The following is a 16778-nucleotide window of genomic DNA, read 5'->3' as shown; positions in this document are numbered from 1 at the left end:
GTCTACCTTCCTTATTATGTTCTTGTATATTTTTGTGGTAATAGCTGCCCAATCGTTGTTTTAGAATAACCCTCTTCTCCCTGCAAGATGACCTGTGTGTCCTTCCCATAATCACTAATCAGTTCTCTGCAAATACCACAAGGAGATACCACGTCTAACTGGAGTTCTGCTCCGTTCGGTACATCATTAGGATCAACTTCGGGATGTCTTACGGCGACGATCGTTTCGAATTCATGTTCCCCTTCCGAAATTGCTTTACCAATGGCAATGGCTTCCGCACATACCGAGGCACGACCGATATAGGCTTCCAGATGTACCGCCGTAAATATTTTTCCAGATCGAGTTCGTACTGCTGCCCCAACGTGATGCTTGCCCTCCTGATACAAACGCGAAATTACGTTCTTTGCTGCTTCAATCAGTTCCAGATCCTCTGTCGTTATGGTCATCATGATGTCTCCTTTTATTGATAGATCCTTTATTGTGCGGTATCGCACCTACCCTTTAAGCTTTGCTCTACTCAACCTTGTCCTTCATCGCTTTCCACGTCCATGCTCCAAACCAGACTCCGACAAACCTTTTATTTCATCCAACATGTACTTGGCATAATCCAGAAGTAAATCATCACTTAGATTAACGCTATCCAGCTCTACGTTATACTTTGCCAGACATTGTGAGATGACTTCTTTGTACTTCGGTAAAATATGAATGAGTGCCCACTCGCCTGCTTCTCGCTTGGAGTATATTACTGAATCTTTCACATACAATAGAACCCGTGATAGGTTCAAAACATAGTAGACAGGATTCTCCGTTATTTCTTCCATAGCTGAACCAACGTCAGATGTAATAGAGGCCAACATATATTCACGTTTTACGGGCTGGAATAACTCCTTAATCGGTTTGCCGACAAGCACAATTCCACGGTCAACAATAACGGCCAGGTGTGCTACCAGATCCGGATCTTCGTATCCACCGCAAAGATATTGATCATCATTTCTATACTTTTCCCGGTGATACCCAGAGTAATGAAACTCAAATGGAGTCGGAAATGTCAGTTTCGCAACCGTAGACTCCAAAATAATACTAAGTTCAAATCCTGTGACAATATGCATTTCATCTTCTGTCTGCATCAATCTCTTCGCAATCCTTCGATAGGTATCAGCAGACAGCTGCTCCCGGCATACCACCAGTATATCGATATCGCTTTGATTGGGATGGAAGCACCCCATAGCCATGGACCCGTGCAAATAAATTCCCACCAGGGAATCCGAACATTCTTCTTTTAACAAATGGGTAACTGTATGTAGTACCGCCTGTTCATCCACCTAAATCCACTCCTTTATTTACGTTGTTACGTATCCAACTCCACTTTCATTGCCTCCACAAAAACAGCCGTTCCTCGTATTCTCACATCCATGTCCTGTCCATTTCTGACCACCCTAACATGAACTTTCCCAGCTCTACCAACTTCATGCCCTTGCTCCACAACAAAATGAGCCTGATCCGTCTCAGCATTCATATACTCCAAATAATAGGCACCCATCACACCGGATGCTGTTCCCGTAACCGGATCTTCCATAGTACCCGAAAAAGACGAGGAAAAATGTCTGGCATGCATTAGAGCATCTGAATCGCGGGTTTCCAGAGTAAAGGGATGCAAAGAAGCTTTCGGATTTTCCACTAATATCTCAGGAAATAGAGAAGAATCCGGTTTCATTTGTTGGAAAGAAGTCAGTTTACGAATCGGTATCAACAAAGTCCAGGCGCCTGTACTTCCATAGACGATGGGTGTGGATAGATCAAGATCATCCGTGGTTAGATTAATGGATTTTGCCAGCTTCTCTATGTCACCTTGGAATGGCATGAAACGGGGTTGATCCTGCTTCATCTCAATGTTGATCGTATCGCCATCCTGCTGGAACTGAATCGGCAATATGCCTACATTAGTCTCAATGGTAATCGACTGTTTATCCTCCAGTAGCCCTCTAGTCTTTAACCCATACATGGATGCCATTGTTGCATGGCCACACAGATTAATCTCATGACCCGGTGTGAAATATCGTAATCTAACATCTGCTACCTCGGAACTTATCACGAAGACCGTTTCATTAAAGCCAACTTTATGCGCAATCTGTTGCATCACTTCCTCACTGAGCGAATCGGCATGAAAGACGACTCCAGCCGGATTTCCTTTACCAGGAACCGTCGAAAAAGCATCATAATGATATACAGTGATTTCATTCATTGTAAACCCACCTTATTTTCAGTTTATACAACGTACATCGCCATAGGACTCTACCACTTCACCATCGATAACGATCCCGCCACCATCTTTGCAAGCATAGATTGTTGTAGAGTTGTCTCGCACGTAATCTCTTAATGAATCCAAAGCTTCTTCCGTTCCATCCCAGTGCGGTGAAAATTCAAAATCAACGAGCGCCAGAGCCTGCTTGTCCATTAATCCAACATGGTTCTCGTCTGCATCTTTACCATATCCGGCCATTTCAATCGTTGGTGTAGTTAGAATACTGCCTGCGCTAACTCCAATCAGAATGCCGCCCTTGTTCACATAGGAACGCAACAATCCCATTGCATTTCTCTTCTGCAATAAACTTAGAAAATAAAATGTATTCCCTCCAGATAAATGAATCGCGTCGGTTTCAAAAATCGTATTGAATCTATTTCCCTCGTATTCTAGGTCTAGATCATAATAATCAATTGATTTGATTCCCAGTTGATTATAGTAACGTCTCGTATGCTCGAAATATTTCCGTCCCGGGTCGGAACACGAAGGTACATAACCAATGGAAGGCTGGTCAGAGATGAACAAGCTCAATATCCTCTGATTTAGTTCGTGGTTAGATTCGAAATATAAGTCACTTAACAAAACCAGCTTGGTCATCTGAATTTCTCCCTTTCTTAATCTCCAGATTACTTAATACATCTGTCCATTAATATATCTTCTATGACTTGAAGATGCATCTTGAGCCCACAATTCCAACTCGATTCTACTAACCAAAAATTGATCTTGAACCTTGATGAAAGGAAACATTTTTCCTTCAAAGAAACCCGATGCCGAGAAACTTCCTTGTTCGGCCTTAATAATGTCCATCACCTGTTCTTTAGTCATACTCAGATACTCCGCCGTTTCTTGGATCGTCATTAATGTTTTATTATTGTTCGGCACATCCTGTTCCACTGCCTGAGTCGATTCACTAGCTCTCCCCTGATTTGATAGCAACAGGCAGCCAACTATGAACGATACTCCCAAAATGACACTGGCTAGTAAAATGGAGATCGGAACGGATTTCATTGTTTGGGAGTCTCCCACTCTGTATTAAGCAATCCTCTACCAATATTCCATTGGGCAAGCAATGCCCGCTGTCTATTTTCCAAATCAAGATATGGCGCTGCAACACAGGATAGTGTGTCGAACAGATGGATAAAATGAGGGCCCTCCTTAAAACGTCTAAGCCCGCCATACCCTTCATCATCCGCTGCCCATACAATCTTCTTGATTCCCGACATTAATATAGTGCCTGAACACATGGGACAAGGTTCACAGGTGGAGTAGAGGGTCAGGTCATTCTTCGTGTATCGCTTCTTACTTACATCCAGCAAATGTTGCCCTGCCTGACGGATAGCATCGACTTCAGCGTGTGCGGTGGGATCACATTCAGAGAAGACTCGGTTTCTTCCTTTACTCACTACATCCCCATCCATATCCACAATTATCGCTCCAATCGGATAGGTTCCTTCTATTAGCGCCTGATCTGCCTCTTCCAGAGCCAAAACTAAATATTCATAATCCGATAATCTCACGGAAAATCCCCCTTAGTGTAGTATTGACCGCTTACAAAATAAAGTCTTGGTTCTTCAAACTATTCCGAGAAAAGGGTTCATGTCCAATGTCCCCTCTTCTCTATTACAGATCTCTAATCGTGTAATGACCCGCTTCGCCTAGAAAGTCACTTCGGGTTAACCCCTGCTCTCCAAGAAAAGCTCTATAATTTGTTATCGTACCATCATGTGAAATGATAAAAGTTCTTCCGCTCTGCTCTCTGCACCATTGAATTAGCTGTCCAGCATAAGCCTCAAATAGATGTTCTTCCGTTCGATTAATCCCATCCAACCAGCAATCAAGTTCAAAATCAAGAATTCGCAGCCCCGTATACTGAGCATTTAATTCGTCTTTCGAATAGATCTGATCACAGCGCAGAACGGGGAACTCCGGGTTTTGAGGGAACATTCTCGGGCCAACGAGTGGACAGACTGTCAGTTTATCGCTTGATGTTAAGAGGAATGCCGTTTCTATCGTTCGTTTCGTAGGACTCACCAAAACGATGTCTTCCGGTAAGAATTTAATCTGCTTTCGTAATTCAGTTGCCTGCCTCTTTCCTTGTTCAGTAAGTCCCGGATGCAACTGGTTTAGCTGATGAGGATAATGAAGCAAATGTTCAGCGTGACCATGACGAATAAATGTGATATCCATAAGCTCCTCCTATTTCGTTGCCTCAAGAAATAACATAAAAATAAACCTCCGTTATGTATTGTATTGCCGTGCTAAGAAATCTTGTACTTGTACTTTAGTATCTCAAAGTGAAACTTTCAGGATCTTCACCAGTTCCTCCTGACAAGCAGCCCGGTTATATTCCGAATTGTCCAGCCAGTGTTTGTCCATCTTCAGTAACTGATAAATCTCGGTCTCCAACTCTTTTCTTGCCTGAAGAACCTTCACCGTGCCCTCAACACCGTGATATCCTTTCGCGAGTCCCCATCCTTGATTTGTGTAGTATTGTATGAATCCATCTGACCATTCCTTGGGTCTTTCCTGGATTGCCTTGTCAAAGGTGTGCGCAAGATCCTGCTGATGTACATAAATTAATAGCGGATTTAATAGTTGAACGATGCGCTCCAATTCCAAAACATATTGCACGTTTTCTTCTCTGGATTGATTGGTTTTCACCATACCTATGGTCAGTGGATTTTGAATGAAACAACATTCGAATATGGTGATGGAATCATCATCCGCACTTATCACGCTTTCGGTAAAACTCCGCCATTTTTCGGTGATCAGCTTCACATTTTGTTCAAAAGGTAGTTCGTAAATATCTTTGCTAAATATCTCCTGCACCACATGATCGGGGAAATCCACTCCGAATTCCTCTTTCATTTTGCGATAAGGAATCAGAAAACCCTCTTGATAGGCTGTTGCTCTGCTCTCCAATATATGTTTACACGTCTCCTGAGCATCCACCAAAGATCTGAACTCTTCCGCAGAATAAAAGGCCACACCATCATAATCAGCAGGGTGATCCAGATTCCCTTCCTGGATGAGTTGCACCTTTTTGCCATGCTCAGTCAGAATCTCGGAAACCATCTTGGCAATCGTCGACTTTCCTGAACCCGGTAATCCCTCAATAAGTATCAATTGTTTTGTCATGATTTCATCACCCTTAACTTCTTTTCATTCAGTCGTTGTTAATCGATGTCTGCAAAGATCCACTTCGCATCATCGCCATCCGCTTTCTTTTTCCTAAACACCATGCTAGAGCTGGCCTCCTCCTCGTTCTCTCTTAATTCAGTAACCATCACAAGTGCTTCATAAAGCTTCTTTTGCTCTCGAATGTTGATATCACTCATAGAGATGATCTTGCGAACTTTAAAACCTGAAAATCCTGAGACTGGCATGCCCGAGACTGGCGATTGTGGATCAAAAAGGCTCATATAGCCCTTCTCATCCTCTTCCCACATATAACGCATGCGATCGTTCATCAGTTTGACGATTTCCAGTTCATCACCTGTGTACTTCGTTTCATCAAGGTAAACAGGAGGGATGCCTTTGTCTTTTTTGGGTGCTTCTGCTTCATCGTCCTTCTGCTCGATTGCTTCATCAGTAACGCTTTCCGTCACAGGAATCGTTGGTTTCTGTACAGCTTCATGGGTTGTTTTATCCTGACAGGCGATTAAGAACAGAAATAATAACGACAACACGGTTAACTTTTTCATATCCAAGCCTCCAACATATGCACAACTTCGCCAAGATCTTTGCACTCATAATCCGGTGTAATCTGTTGCGGTTTGAGTTTTCCTTTTCGATTCAACCAGATAGCCTTAATTCCCGCATTTTGCGCTCCTTGTACATCACTTACCAGAGAATCGCCTATATGGATCACCTCATCTCGCTGCAAACCATACCTGTTGATCGCTTCATCAAACATCTCTGACCTTGGTTTATAAGAATGAACATCCTCACTGGTAATCACTCCGGCCACTTCAATGTTATGTACCTTCATTGCAGCTTTCACGTCATCAGTATCGATATTGGACAGGATATATACTGGAATTTTAAGAGAATGAAGGAAGGGAATTGAATCAGCAAATATGCCAGGGTTACACCAATGTGCCAACTGTTCCTGATTAAGCGACTCAGCTTGTAGCTCCGATTTGAAATGGAGAAGCGTTTCTGCCAGAGATTGCACATTCAGCATTCTTTGCGTGGTGAACTGGCTGCCATGGCTTGCATAAAACAACGTTGAAAAAGCCTTCCACCAGTAAGCACCGATCTCATCCGTTGTACATTCCACCTGCGCTGTCGCTTGAACTTGTTTATAAATCACAGGAAGAATGTCATCATCTTCATGAACAACTGTCCCATAGAAATCAAGGAAAATGGCTTTCATTCTATTCCTCCCACTGGAATAATCTCAATTCCCAAAAAACTTCCTATGTATGTTAAATTTTCTCTGTAGGTACATCATAACCCATAATGTGGAATTTGCGAATGAACCAAATAACGTAATCCGCCCCCTCCTTACGAATTCTGCTCAACACAAAAACCACGCTGCTCTGCATGCTTGCACCATACAAAAGCGTGGTATATCGATAAATTCTTTACAACTTCCAACATCATAGAACTTAAACCAACTATCTTTCAAAGAACATGTTCATTACACCAATGGCTTTAATGTTGATCTCATTACCCTCAGCATCCATAAAAGTCTCATTATACGTAGTAAAGATTCCCACATGCTGTATATGTCCGCTTCTGAAATTAAGACTTCTTTCCTGGCCGTTCGTGATCTGTGTATACGTCGTTTCATTGATGTCGTAGGAGACATGTATACCATACTCGCTTTCCAGCCATGTATAAAAATCGGTTCTGGTTGGATTGGTAAAAGCTAGAATCACAATTATGATAACTACAACACTAATGGCTATGGTTAATTTACTTATCCCATTTGCTCTATAATTAGCTGCTTTGTTATCGTGCACACTTGGCATTGTATGACTCCTCTCACAGTTCCATTTTAACTCGTTGGTTGCTCTGCTTGCTCTGACTATGATCTGTTAAGCAACTGCTCGTCAAACCATACATCCTCATAATCTTCTGCAATCACAAACCGCCATCCCGGCGCAAGTCCGAGGTACTTCTTAATTTTTGGGTCCCAGTCATCGATGTGTGTTACATGTAAAGGTACAAAAAAATCATCTGCATCCGAGTAATTTTCTGCCCAAATATACCATCCGGTTGTATCTCCATCGGGCTGAATACGCATTCCATGGATCGGTTCCAACTTCTCTTTGACGTTCCAGGCGATTCCGATCTTATGGTGCAGTTCACTGGGTACATAGTCTGCGCTATATTTCTGGCACATCTGAATCTGTTCCTGGATGGATGCAGCATTTGTCATCATTGATCATCTCATTTCTCACATGTTGGATATAGCTAAGGTATTTCATAATATTTTTTATAGGTAGAGACCCACTCCTCTTTGGAAAAATCAACAAAATCATATGGCTCACACTGTCTAAGATAATTCAACTGCTCTCCCGCTGAGTCCTCGAGATTCTGCTCCAGATAAGTCACTGTCTTCTCATAACCGGCACCACACAGAAGCTGCACATCAATATAACTGCCCGTATCCTGATTCTTGCGTTTTGCCTGCCAGATCAGCCCAGTGTCCTCTACATTTCCTATGCAGAATAACATAATACATAAGGTTTTGAGATACTCATGATCCACTGCTTCTTGATTCTCAATCTCTTGCTGCAACAACTCTCTGATTTGCTCCCTATGTCTGGTATCTGGATCTAAACCGTACAACTCCAAGATCTCTTCTTCGTTCATTTCAGTACCCCTTGCCTACTTCAGAACATTGTTTAATTCTTCCGCTTTTTTCCTGCTATCCATTCTAGCATAGAAATAGAATTGAATTGTGTGAAGTACTTGTTATGTTAGAAGAATTTCGAATTACAACAACATTGTTCCGCCTTCAAAATCACGAAAAAAAGAACTACTCCATGAAGAGTAGTTCTTCTATTGACCTTTACCCATACCTGCTTCTAAAGATCAAATCATCGATCCGTTATCAGCCATGTCTTTGCCTCTTCAGGATCAGCATAAAATGATGCAGATTGCCCCATCCCCAGGCTCTTCAATCTTCTTTTCAGTTTCCAACGATCCATCCCTGATAGTCCTACAAATGAGAGCTTATCCACATGATCTTTGAGATTATTTATGTTGCAGATTAACTGATCCAAGACTTCTTTGGTAATCTTCGTCTCATACATATCCACCCAAACCTTGAGCTTTTTATTGATCCCTAAGATGAAAGCCTCTTCTTGTCTCATCACATCGAAAAGCTTATCTTGGTCCTTATGCTTGCTGCCATATTTCAGACAATGGATTTCTCCACCTTTATAATAATAAGGAAAAATAGATCCACCTGGAGATTTCATGAAATGATCACTCCTTATATTTTGAGATTACTTTAGGCGTTGATCTCCGTAATCTCCAGATACATCTCCTGATTTTGCCGAATTATTTCATTCATGTGTAAAATAGCTTCCTGAGCCGCGGCTCGATATTTAACGTATAGTCTTCCGTTCTTTGCAGCAGGTTCGGGTCTTTCTCCAAATCCGTGGGCAGAACCTCACGCCACGTGTCTCCATCTTTATTTTTATCAGTGATCAAACGCTCAATGTCGTCCAGGAGAGTTACCATTTCATCTTGGTTAAAATAGCGCATCCCGTTTTTAATTCCATTCCAGCTCTTCATGTCGATAATGTTGTACGCCGAAAACCAATAAAACTCCGCCAAGCTCTTGGTATGGTTATGATAGGAATAGAACAAAAATATCGCTTGTTGTCCTTCATGTAATTGCCGATATACCTCTACCTTTGCTGCAACATCTTTACCACGAACGGAGATCAACATCGGTTGGACACATAGCCAGCTAAGCTGCTCAGAACCCAAATCTTCTGGTTTGACATTAACTTTCAATAACATGCTCCTCTCTACTTGCGATGATTGTACATTCGAACTTCACTAATCATATGTTAAGGATTCTTTGGTGTTTCTACTGCCGGATCACTCTCTCCACCCATTCTACGTCTGGACGTTTCTTTCCTGCCTGTCGCGGGAACATGGTTAGACACTTTACTCCTCCTTTTCATCAAATAAGCCGTCTTGTTTGCCGTAATTCATGCCCTAAACCATTCTATATTGCAAAATCAGTTGAAGACCTTTGATGCCCATTTTCCGCTCGCCCATATCCAGAAAACCTGCTTTTAGATACAGCTTTTGTGCTGCAATATTCCCCTCATTCACAGCTAAAATAATTTCATCGACTTTCGGATCAAGCTGCTTAACCAGTGTAGGCAGTTCCCTCATGGCAGTGAGTGCATACCCGTTCCCCTGATGTTCTAACGTAATGGATAACGCACGTACCAGTATCGTACGGGAAGTATCACTTTCCTCTACGTATTCAGAATTTTTATGTAATATGAAGAAACCAACTGGAGTCTCATCATTTAAAATCACTACCGGATATTTGTTCGGATTTTGCGATGCCTTCTCCATCACTTCCGCAGGCAATGCAGTAAAATGAACCTGTTCATCACTTAGTACAAAATTAGCCAAGTCTTGAGCGTACTTCTCATTATATGGGGTGAGTCTAATCCGTTTTTTCATTTAGAATACCTCCCACTTTGCAAACAATTGTCTAAGTCTTTGGGCCGTTGTTTGTATAAACTCTTCTATAGCTTCCATAGATAAAATGTTCAAATCATCTAAGGGCTCATTTTCAAAGTTATTCAAAAAGTCTACTTTTTCTTTTCTATACTGATACACCTCTTGCTCCAGCAATCCACCTAAGTCAAACGCTTGACCTGCTTCCAGCTTATTCAATAAATCCTGGCCATCAGACCCTCTTCTCAAAATCATAAATTCCAGCTTCGTAACATCCTGCGTATAAATACTTCGTCCACTCGGATGAACTTCATATGCAGGATAAATCTCGAAAGTCCATACACGATCCGTATATACATGGGCGATGTACCCGCACAAATATTGCATGAACTTAGGCTCACTCTGCGCACGTTTCTTGTTGGAATTGAAAAATGCCCTGAGCTCTTCGTCTGTTGCGAATCGTGCTGTCTCTGGCATGAGATGAGTTTTTGCCTTTTCGGCTCTTTCATTCGTTCTCACATGAATGGAGTCAGGAGCAAGACTTCCCACTATAAATTCAGGGGTTGGATTAGATAATAATTCAGATGCGATTGCAAAATGAACCATGGGCCAAGGCATAATAAATGCTCCTCTCTCTATTAAAATCAGGGATTTTAATTTACTCACAAACTATATTTTCCCTATTCCCTCTCAAAATCTTCTTTATATCCTCTAGAGCTTAACGCAGAATTGTGAGTTCCCCTTGCATCAAATCTACCAATACAGGCTTCTGTACCTTGTTGATTGTGGAAATATCAATTTCATCTAGACTTTTAAAAAAAAGCTCTAGCGATTCATTCTGTTCATCTTTAAATAAAAGGGTTGTTTGATCATGATCAAGTTTCCCACCCAACTCCGCGGTGACATTGAACAGGAACATTACAAATACAACTTCGTTGCCGTCCGGATATGTATATTTCATTTTCTCACCTGTGTAGATGGATGCCAATTCATATGAACTCACATCAAGACCCGTTTCCTCTTTTACTTCTCTAATCATGGTTTCTTCAATACTCTCACCGGGCTCCATACCACCACCAGGTAATCCCCAATCGCCATAATCTGATCTTTTTTGCAGCAGTATTCTACCCATATGATCACGGATAATAGCTCCGCCCGTAACCACAATGCGGCTTGTCATTCATCATTCTCCTCTCTAATGGCTCGCTTCCCCTTTTAGTCAGCAGCTATGTTCCATAAGAAAATTTCACTTTAAAAGATCAAATACCAAAATGCAAAATGCATTTCCCATTTAGCTCTGCATCTTTTGCCATATTGGCAAGCTTGTTTAATTCGTTTATTAATTCAACTCTGTTATATATGAGTTTCTCATAATAGCCCCTCTGTTCATTTCCATCAAAACAATAATCCCCTGTAAGCTTGATCTGATCAGGAGCAAGGTTGAATACATCAATCCATGCTCGAATTAGTTGATGAAATTTCAACAAAGCATCTTTTTCTTCAATAACCGTTATTCCATAGTTGTTCAGTCCACTACATCTTTTACAGGTAGATGGGTTCCATGTATTCAACCAGTTAAGAGAATCCTGAATGTATGAAATGAACTCATCTTCCAAGTAAGCATGTTCCTCTGCCATTAGTCTACTTTTATGTATAACTCCATGAGCATCCCATGAGTAGGAGGTGTAGATAGATTCATTGATTTCCGACTTATTTTCAATAACAAAATTATGAATAGGCATGCTATCCGAACCCCCGTTTTCTCTCGTAGTCCCCTTTTCATTCATCATAACCCATGTATTGGTAAATGCGAAGTGGTGTTAAGTTCAGAATTGTGCACTTTCAACTCCTTTTGAAAATAGACAAAATACAAAAAGATCCTTTTTTGACTCCCAAAGAAGGAAGGCAAACAGAATCTAATTGAATATATAGTTAGATAATTGAAATAGTAACACTGTTCTGTTACTTTACATCTAAAAGATCCTTTTTTTGATCAGAATCTCAGTTCCTTCTTCTTTGTACTTCTCAATAAATTCATTGGTCACATGATCATGATGAAGTACGCCGATATAGTCTGTGCCCGGCTTCTTCGGTCTGTAATCGGAATCAACTGTATAGATATTGAAGTGCACCTCATCTTCGTCTTCTGACAAGTCCGTATGATTGAAAAGTCCAATCACTTCATCTTTAGTTAGAAACTGAAAATTCCTTTGTCTCTCTATAATATAAAAAGGATAGTTCATCTCCTCTACATGAATTAAATTTTGGTATTCTTTCAACTCTTCGGGAATTTGTCGCATGTAATGTAGCGCTACCTCTTCTGCTTGAAATATTCCTGAAATCCACTTGAACCTGCCTTTTGAAGCTACTATAACAAACAAATTAATCATCCTTCCTAGCTACAATTACATAAATCTACTCCGTTCTTGCACGTACAAAGGTTTGAGACAGAATCCGATGGCTGCCAGCGATGTTTTCAATTTCAATGCTATACTCAGACTCTACATATTCAATGTGATGTTGTTCATAATATTTTCTCCAGAATGAAACAGCCGATTGGTTATTAGCCAATTGCTCCACTTTGAATCTGCCCTGAAATTGTGCAAACACCAAATCAACCGCTTGAGCCGCCAATCCTTGCCCACGATACTTTTTGACCAGAAACAGTTCTTGGACTGTATAGTCGACATCATCATCTACATATGGAGGAGAGCAAACCAGCACAAATCCGATTACCTTTCCTTCATCTAGAATAAAAAACGGATGTAATTCCGCCCGTTCCAGATAGAGATAGGTATTCGTTGGATCGAATTTCCCCTCTTTTAGCAAATCCTCACCCGAGAATTCAGAAAGATCATACAGATAAAGGTTGTAAAAGTTTAAAAATAATTCTTTCTGACTTTTATCGATTCTGGTGATCTGTACATTCATGTCATTACACCTCACTTTATTAATAAACCACAATTCCCCATCTTTAGTTGCATATCACGCCCCTGCTTACCACTTAAATGTATCGCTTCAACTCCAGTAAATATAGGTAAAGTTTAATTTAAACGATAAAGAATCCTTTCCATCATAAAAGGTTATGTGTAACCAAAAACGGACACGACATCGTCGCGTCCATGAGTAATCTCACTTATTTGATTAGATAATTAACTACAGGATAAGAAATCACGTTCCGGTCTCTATAGGTTGAGATCACTGCTTCGGAATGCGTACTTAGAATCCCATTTTGCAACATGACAGGTCTAAATCCTCGCTCCATCGCGCCATTATAAGTAAATAGAACACATTCCTCGGCGGCAAATCCCGATATGATCAACAGCTCAACACCGTTACTCTTCAGAATCTGCTCTATGTCTGTCTGCCAGAATGCATTGGAGCTCTCCTTCGTAACCTTAAGATCTTTGTCATTCACATCAACCTCAGAAATAATACGATACGCCTCAGAGTTTGAATCCTCCATCCCTTCCACGTCTTGTACATGAACTACCACATGGCCGCTCGAACGAAGCACGTCTGCAACATGATTGATATATTCACAAGCGCGGTCTATTGCTTTTTGATCTAACTTATCTCTTACAATACTCTCTTGCATATCCACGATCAGAAAACCTATTTTCATATCATCTCTCCTCTTACTTTCTTTCTCAGCATCATGATCTGCCCAATATGATACGCATTATGAATACACAGATTGGATATGACATTCCACCATGGGGCATTGAAGTACGATGGAATGGTCATCCCTAATTTTGCATCATCACTTTCCTCTACAGCCTGTATCCAGCGACTAAATGTTGCACCAATCTGTGCAATGCTTTTCTGCCAATCTTTTTCACTTACATGTGATGGGTTAACAATGAATGTCTCATCATTATTTATGCTATTGTCCGAACCCACATCACCCTTGATAAACCGCTCCAACCAAGTTTCATTCCAGAAAGTCAGATGATTCACCAACCTCCAGATCGATTGTCCCTCATCATTCAGCCATAAGGCCTGCGCAGCGGTTAGATCATGTAACATCTCATCCAGCGGCATAAACCAGCTCTTGTCATGATGACAGGCAGCGAGTTGGTCCAACAGCACCAATTTGATACTCATGTTCGGCTCCCCTCCTCCCAAAATGTCTCTACGAAATCGTTCAAATACCTTTCCTCGTTTTCCTTGCCCCACTTCTCCCAGCCAAACAAATCGGTATAGTACGTATCTTCTAGGTTTGATTCTTGGATTATTGTTTCGTAAAGATGCACTGGAACTACGTCGTAATATCCAAACTCGATTGAATAATGATCATTTGTTACAGGTAATTCATGACATTGCTCATGGAAACTCAACCATTCTTTTAAAGGAATATCTGCCGTGATTATGCTCTTCCCATTTTCAGAATCAAAGTTTATGTTTCGTGCTCTAAGTGAAGGTAACACTTCCAAGTAAACTGGAATTTGGCTTTTCATAGTAGTCATGGATACCTTCATTACAGGTTCAAGAAGTACGGGGTTGGCTCGTTTAAAACCATCACGGAATGCCAAGGATGCAGCAATTTTAAACGACATTACTTTCGAATCGAATGAATGAAACGATCCATCGAACAGCGTTACTTTTACATCTACCACTGGAAAATGGCCGAATATACCTCTGATCATCATTTCTTCGATTCCCCTTCTGACCGGGGGAATATATTCATCAGGTATGACATAATCATCGATAATTTTATTTATAAAATCAAAACCGCTATCCCTTGATTTGGGTTCAAGCTCGATCCAACAGTGACCGTACTGATGTATCCCTCCCGTCTGTCTAACATATCTTCCTTCGGATTGAACTGTTTCTTGTATCGATGTCTTATAGAGAACCTGCGGTTTCAGAGCATCTATCTCCAAACCAAACTCATCTCTTAGACGTCCGATTGTTCCATGCAATTGCTGTTCCCCTTGTCCCGCAATAATGATCTGCTTCCGAGTATCCTGGGTATATACCACGAAATCTGAATCTTCTTCTGCACACTTTTTTAATCCTAGCAATATTTTCTTAACCTCTTCTTTGGTCTTCGGCTGCTGAATGATAACTGTCATATATGGATCAGAGAGATTAATTGTACGCACATGAGTCACTCCTTCACTAATCCTTGAACAACTCATTCAGCATCCGGTCGCGATTTTCCAGGAAACTGCGGGTGATCTGATAATGTTCTGTATCTTCATACTCTACGTCCTGAATACCACCATCGTCAAAACTCAAAATGCGTGCACCCGGATAACCCAATAGAATCGGCGAATGCGTCGCGATAATAAATTGGGAAGTGCCTGATAGATCATGAAGAATGCGCAATAAGGAGAGTTGACGGGCTGGCGATAAGGCGGCTTCGGGCTCATCGAGCAGATAAATGCCTTTGGAATTGAATCGGTTCACGAACAGATTGAGAAAAGACTCCCCGTGGGATTGTTCATGCAACGAACGCCCACCGTAATACTTGAGCGACTCCGGCCCCAATTCATCTACATGCGATGCAAATTGATAAAAGGACTCCGAGCGCATGAAGAAACCATTCGTGATTTTGGGCAACCAGGATAGACGCAAATAGTCACCTAATGATGATTCAGCAGCATCAATCTCAAATGCATTATTTTTCCCGCCCCCTGCTGTGTTAAATCCACATTGATGAGCGATACCTTCGAGCAGTGTGGACTTGCCCGATCCATTTTCACCAACAAAGAAAGTAATGTTATTGTTGAATTCCAATCGCTCCAGAGACTGTATGGACGGTATGTGAAACGGATATTGATCCGGATTCTCGACTTTAGCAGACAGTAACTCCACACTTCGAAGATACATAGACACACTCCTATTTTATAAAGTTCGACTCCTGCTGGTTTCAGTCCTGTTTATTGATCCATGGATGGATGATTTCTTTGCGGGTGATGATCTCAATGGTCCTGATAAAAAACCAGGTGAACCCGGCATAAAAACCGATATGCGGATATCGGAATGCCGCCGGTTTGTTGCCTTCGTAATAGAAGTGCCCAATCCAGGACAGGGCGTAATGGATAAGAGCCAGAACCAGCATGACTTTGATATTAATGAACAAGAAAATCCAGGCCACAAACGCCGATAAAAATGCGAAATAATGCAAGATGAGGTTGTTCCGATCCTGATGTTCCTGAAGATAATAACGCAAGTCCTTGCGAACACGGTTCAACATCCGGTCACACTCATTTCACCCTAAAATGTGATCATGGCTCCTTTTTCATCAAATACGGCAGTTGGATTCCAAGTGACTTCCCAGCAGTTATTCTCCGGGTCCAGGAAATAGGCGATTCTCCCGCCCCAGGCAGCGTCATATGGCTCTCTGATTACATTGCCTCCGGCAGCGCGGATATTCACAATGGTATCGTCAACGTCTTCCGCTTGATCCACATTGATGGCCAGCAGCGTTCCTTTCAACCCATCAGATACACTGAATATCATCCCCGTATCTTTCTCCAGCTCCTGAATGGGATATAACGATAGCAATACACCTGTTGTTTCAAAAACACTGTATTGATCTGAACTGATTGCTGTCTCACTCCAGCCAATCTTCTTACACATTCCCTATATTAAACGACGAACAGACGGATGACAAAATTATGGTTGACGGCGGCAGATCAGCTTCTATATTATGTAGGAAGAACGTTCTGCATAAAAACATAAAATGAATTGGCGTGTTACCACCCCAGAGGGCATGAGCCAAGAAGCGAACATGAGACTATACTCGCTTCTTGGCTCTTTTTGCGTTCCGGAGACCTGGAAGCGTTAACTTTAGAAA

27 protein-coding genes are annotated in these 16778 nt (G+C 41.5%); all 27 read right to left on the bottom strand.

Annotation, left to right across the window (positions count from 1 at the left end):
- Positions 1–14 precede the first annotated feature (14 nt).
- The 27 genes from CRO25_RS21855 to CRO25_RS21720 all read right to left on the bottom strand — a co-directional run bounded on the left by CRO25_RS21855 (position 15) and on the right by CRO25_RS21720 (position 16561).
- Positions 15–449, bottom strand: coding sequence for a cytidine deaminase (locus tag CRO25_RS21855; RefSeq protein WP_079696452.1), 435 nt, complete (start codon positions 447–449; stop codon positions 15–17).
- A gap of 81 nt (positions 450–530) precedes the next feature.
- Positions 531–1322, bottom strand: a complete 792-nt coding sequence (locus CRO25_RS21850; RefSeq protein WP_079696451.1) for an aminoglycoside adenylyltransferase domain-containing protein — start codon at positions 1320–1322, stop codon at positions 531–533.
- A 26-nt stretch (positions 1323–1348) separates the two neighbouring features.
- Positions 1349–2242 (bottom strand): PhzF family phenazine biosynthesis protein, encoded by an 894-nt coding sequence (locus tag CRO25_RS21845; RefSeq protein ID WP_079696450.1) that lies wholly within the window; start codon positions 2240–2242, stop codon positions 1349–1351.
- A gap of 18 nt (positions 2243–2260) precedes the next feature.
- On the bottom strand, positions 2261–2899 hold the full coding sequence (locus tag CRO25_RS21840; RefSeq protein WP_079696449.1) for a Type 1 glutamine amidotransferase-like domain-containing protein: 639 nt from the start codon (positions 2897–2899) through the stop codon (positions 2261–2263).
- A 33-nt stretch (positions 2900–2932) separates the two neighbouring features.
- The gene (locus CRO25_RS21835; RefSeq protein ID WP_079696448.1) at positions 2933–3310 is read right to left on the bottom strand and encodes a hypothetical protein; all 378 of its coding nucleotides are present in this window, start codon (positions 3308–3310) and stop codon (positions 2933–2935) included.
- Positions 3307–3819 carry a nucleoside deaminase gene (locus CRO25_RS21830; RefSeq protein WP_079696447.1) on the bottom strand — a complete coding sequence of 171 codons (513 nt, stop codon included), beginning with the start codon at positions 3817–3819 and terminating at the stop codon, positions 3307–3309. The genes CRO25_RS21835 and CRO25_RS21830 overlap by 4 nt, the downstream gene beginning before the upstream one ends.
- Before the next feature lie 103 nt (positions 3820–3922).
- Complete coding sequence (locus tag CRO25_RS21825) at positions 3923–4489, bottom strand: histidine phosphatase family protein (protein ID WP_079696446.1); 567 nt, start codon at positions 4487–4489, stop codon at positions 3923–3925.
- A gap of 102 nt (positions 4490–4591) precedes the next feature.
- A complete protein-coding gene (locus CRO25_RS21820) occupies positions 4592–5440 on the bottom strand; it encodes an adenylyl-sulfate kinase (protein WP_079696445.1) in 849 nt (282 codons plus the stop codon).
- Positions 5441–5478: 38 nt separating this feature from the next.
- Positions 5479–6006 (bottom strand): hypothetical protein, encoded by a 528-nt coding sequence (locus CRO25_RS21815; RefSeq protein ID WP_079696444.1) that lies wholly within the window; start codon positions 6004–6006, stop codon positions 5479–5481.
- Positions 6003–6680, bottom strand: a complete 678-nt coding sequence (locus CRO25_RS21810) for an HAD family hydrolase (protein ID WP_079696443.1) — start codon at positions 6678–6680, stop codon at positions 6003–6005. The genes CRO25_RS21815 and CRO25_RS21810 overlap by 4 nt, the downstream gene beginning before the upstream one ends.
- Before the next feature lie 244 nt (positions 6681–6924).
- The gene (locus CRO25_RS21805) at positions 6925–7281 is read right to left on the bottom strand and encodes a hypothetical protein (RefSeq protein ID WP_079696442.1); all 357 of its coding nucleotides are present in this window, start codon (positions 7279–7281) and stop codon (positions 6925–6927) included.
- 56 nt (positions 7282–7337) lie between these two features.
- Positions 7338–7694 (bottom strand): hypothetical protein, encoded by a 357-nt coding sequence (locus tag CRO25_RS21800; protein WP_256863726.1) that lies wholly within the window; start codon positions 7692–7694, stop codon positions 7338–7340.
- A 32-nt stretch (positions 7695–7726) separates the two neighbouring features.
- The gene (locus CRO25_RS21795; RefSeq protein ID WP_079696441.1) at positions 7727–8128 is read right to left on the bottom strand and encodes a hypothetical protein; all 402 of its coding nucleotides are present in this window, start codon (positions 8126–8128) and stop codon (positions 7727–7729) included.
- Between the two features lie 227 nt (positions 8129–8355).
- The gene (locus CRO25_RS21790) at positions 8356–8739 is read right to left on the bottom strand and encodes a hypothetical protein (protein ID WP_079696440.1); all 384 of its coding nucleotides are present in this window, start codon (positions 8737–8739) and stop codon (positions 8356–8358) included.
- A 91-nt stretch (positions 8740–8830) separates the two neighbouring features.
- A complete protein-coding gene (locus CRO25_RS21785; protein ID WP_143813198.1) occupies positions 8831–9289 on the bottom strand; it encodes a hypothetical protein in 459 nt (152 codons plus the stop codon).
- Between the two features lie 201 nt (positions 9290–9490).
- A complete protein-coding gene (locus tag CRO25_RS21775; protein WP_079696438.1) occupies positions 9491–9973 on the bottom strand; it encodes a GNAT family N-acetyltransferase in 483 nt (160 codons plus the stop codon).
- The gene (locus CRO25_RS21770; RefSeq protein ID WP_143806576.1) at positions 9974–10636 is read right to left on the bottom strand and encodes a zinc dependent phospholipase C family protein; all 663 of its coding nucleotides are present in this window, start codon (positions 10634–10636) and stop codon (positions 9974–9976) included.
- Positions 10637–10688: 52 nt separating this feature from the next.
- A complete protein-coding gene (locus tag CRO25_RS21765; RefSeq protein ID WP_079696436.1) occupies positions 10689–11150 on the bottom strand; it encodes an NUDIX domain-containing protein in 462 nt (153 codons plus the stop codon).
- A 79-nt stretch (positions 11151–11229) separates the two neighbouring features.
- Positions 11230–11712: a hypothetical protein gene (locus CRO25_RS21760; protein WP_079696435.1), complete on the bottom strand. Its 483-nt coding sequence runs from the start codon at positions 11710–11712 to the stop codon at positions 11230–11232.
- Between the two features lie 231 nt (positions 11713–11943).
- Positions 11944–12360 (bottom strand): hypothetical protein, encoded by a 417-nt coding sequence (locus CRO25_RS21755; RefSeq protein WP_143806575.1) that lies wholly within the window; start codon positions 12358–12360, stop codon positions 11944–11946.
- Positions 12361–12385: 25 nt separating this feature from the next.
- A complete protein-coding gene (locus CRO25_RS21750) occupies positions 12386–12901 on the bottom strand; it encodes a GNAT family N-acetyltransferase (protein WP_079696433.1) in 516 nt (171 codons plus the stop codon).
- A gap of 205 nt (positions 12902–13106) precedes the next feature.
- Positions 13107–13595, bottom strand: a complete 489-nt coding sequence (locus tag CRO25_RS21745; RefSeq protein ID WP_079696432.1) for a cysteine hydrolase family protein — start codon at positions 13593–13595, stop codon at positions 13107–13109.
- Positions 13592–14077 carry a DinB family protein gene (locus tag CRO25_RS21740; RefSeq protein ID WP_079696431.1) on the bottom strand — a complete coding sequence of 162 codons (486 nt, stop codon included), beginning with the start codon at positions 14075–14077 and terminating at the stop codon, positions 13592–13594. The genes CRO25_RS21745 and CRO25_RS21740 overlap by 4 nt, the downstream gene beginning before the upstream one ends.
- The gene (locus CRO25_RS21735; RefSeq protein WP_179132232.1) at positions 14074–15078 is read right to left on the bottom strand and encodes a hypothetical protein; all 1005 of its coding nucleotides are present in this window, start codon (positions 15076–15078) and stop codon (positions 14074–14076) included. Before CRO25_RS21735 ends, CRO25_RS21740 begins: the two co-directional genes overlap by 4 nt.
- Before the next feature lie 16 nt (positions 15079–15094).
- Positions 15095–15808 carry an AAA family ATPase gene (locus CRO25_RS21730; RefSeq protein ID WP_079696429.1) on the bottom strand — a complete coding sequence of 238 codons (714 nt, stop codon included), beginning with the start codon at positions 15806–15808 and terminating at the stop codon, positions 15095–15097.
- A gap of 40 nt (positions 15809–15848) precedes the next feature.
- Positions 15849–16175 carry a DUF962 domain-containing protein gene (locus CRO25_RS21725; protein ID WP_079696428.1) on the bottom strand — a complete coding sequence of 109 codons (327 nt, stop codon included), beginning with the start codon at positions 16173–16175 and terminating at the stop codon, positions 15849–15851.
- A 20-nt stretch (positions 16176–16195) separates the two neighbouring features.
- Positions 16196–16561 (bottom strand): VOC family protein, encoded by a 366-nt coding sequence (locus tag CRO25_RS21720; protein WP_079696427.1) that lies wholly within the window; start codon positions 16559–16561, stop codon positions 16196–16198.
- Between the last annotated feature and the right edge of the window lie 217 nt (positions 16562–16778).

Source organism: Paenibacillus sp. RU5M (genome assembly GCF_900221055.1).
GTDB lineage: Bacteria > Bacillota > Bacilli > Paenibacillales > Paenibacillaceae > Paenibacillus > Paenibacillus marchantiae.
Note: the sequence above shows the minus strand (reverse complement) of the source record. Positions and strands in the feature narration are given on the sequence as shown.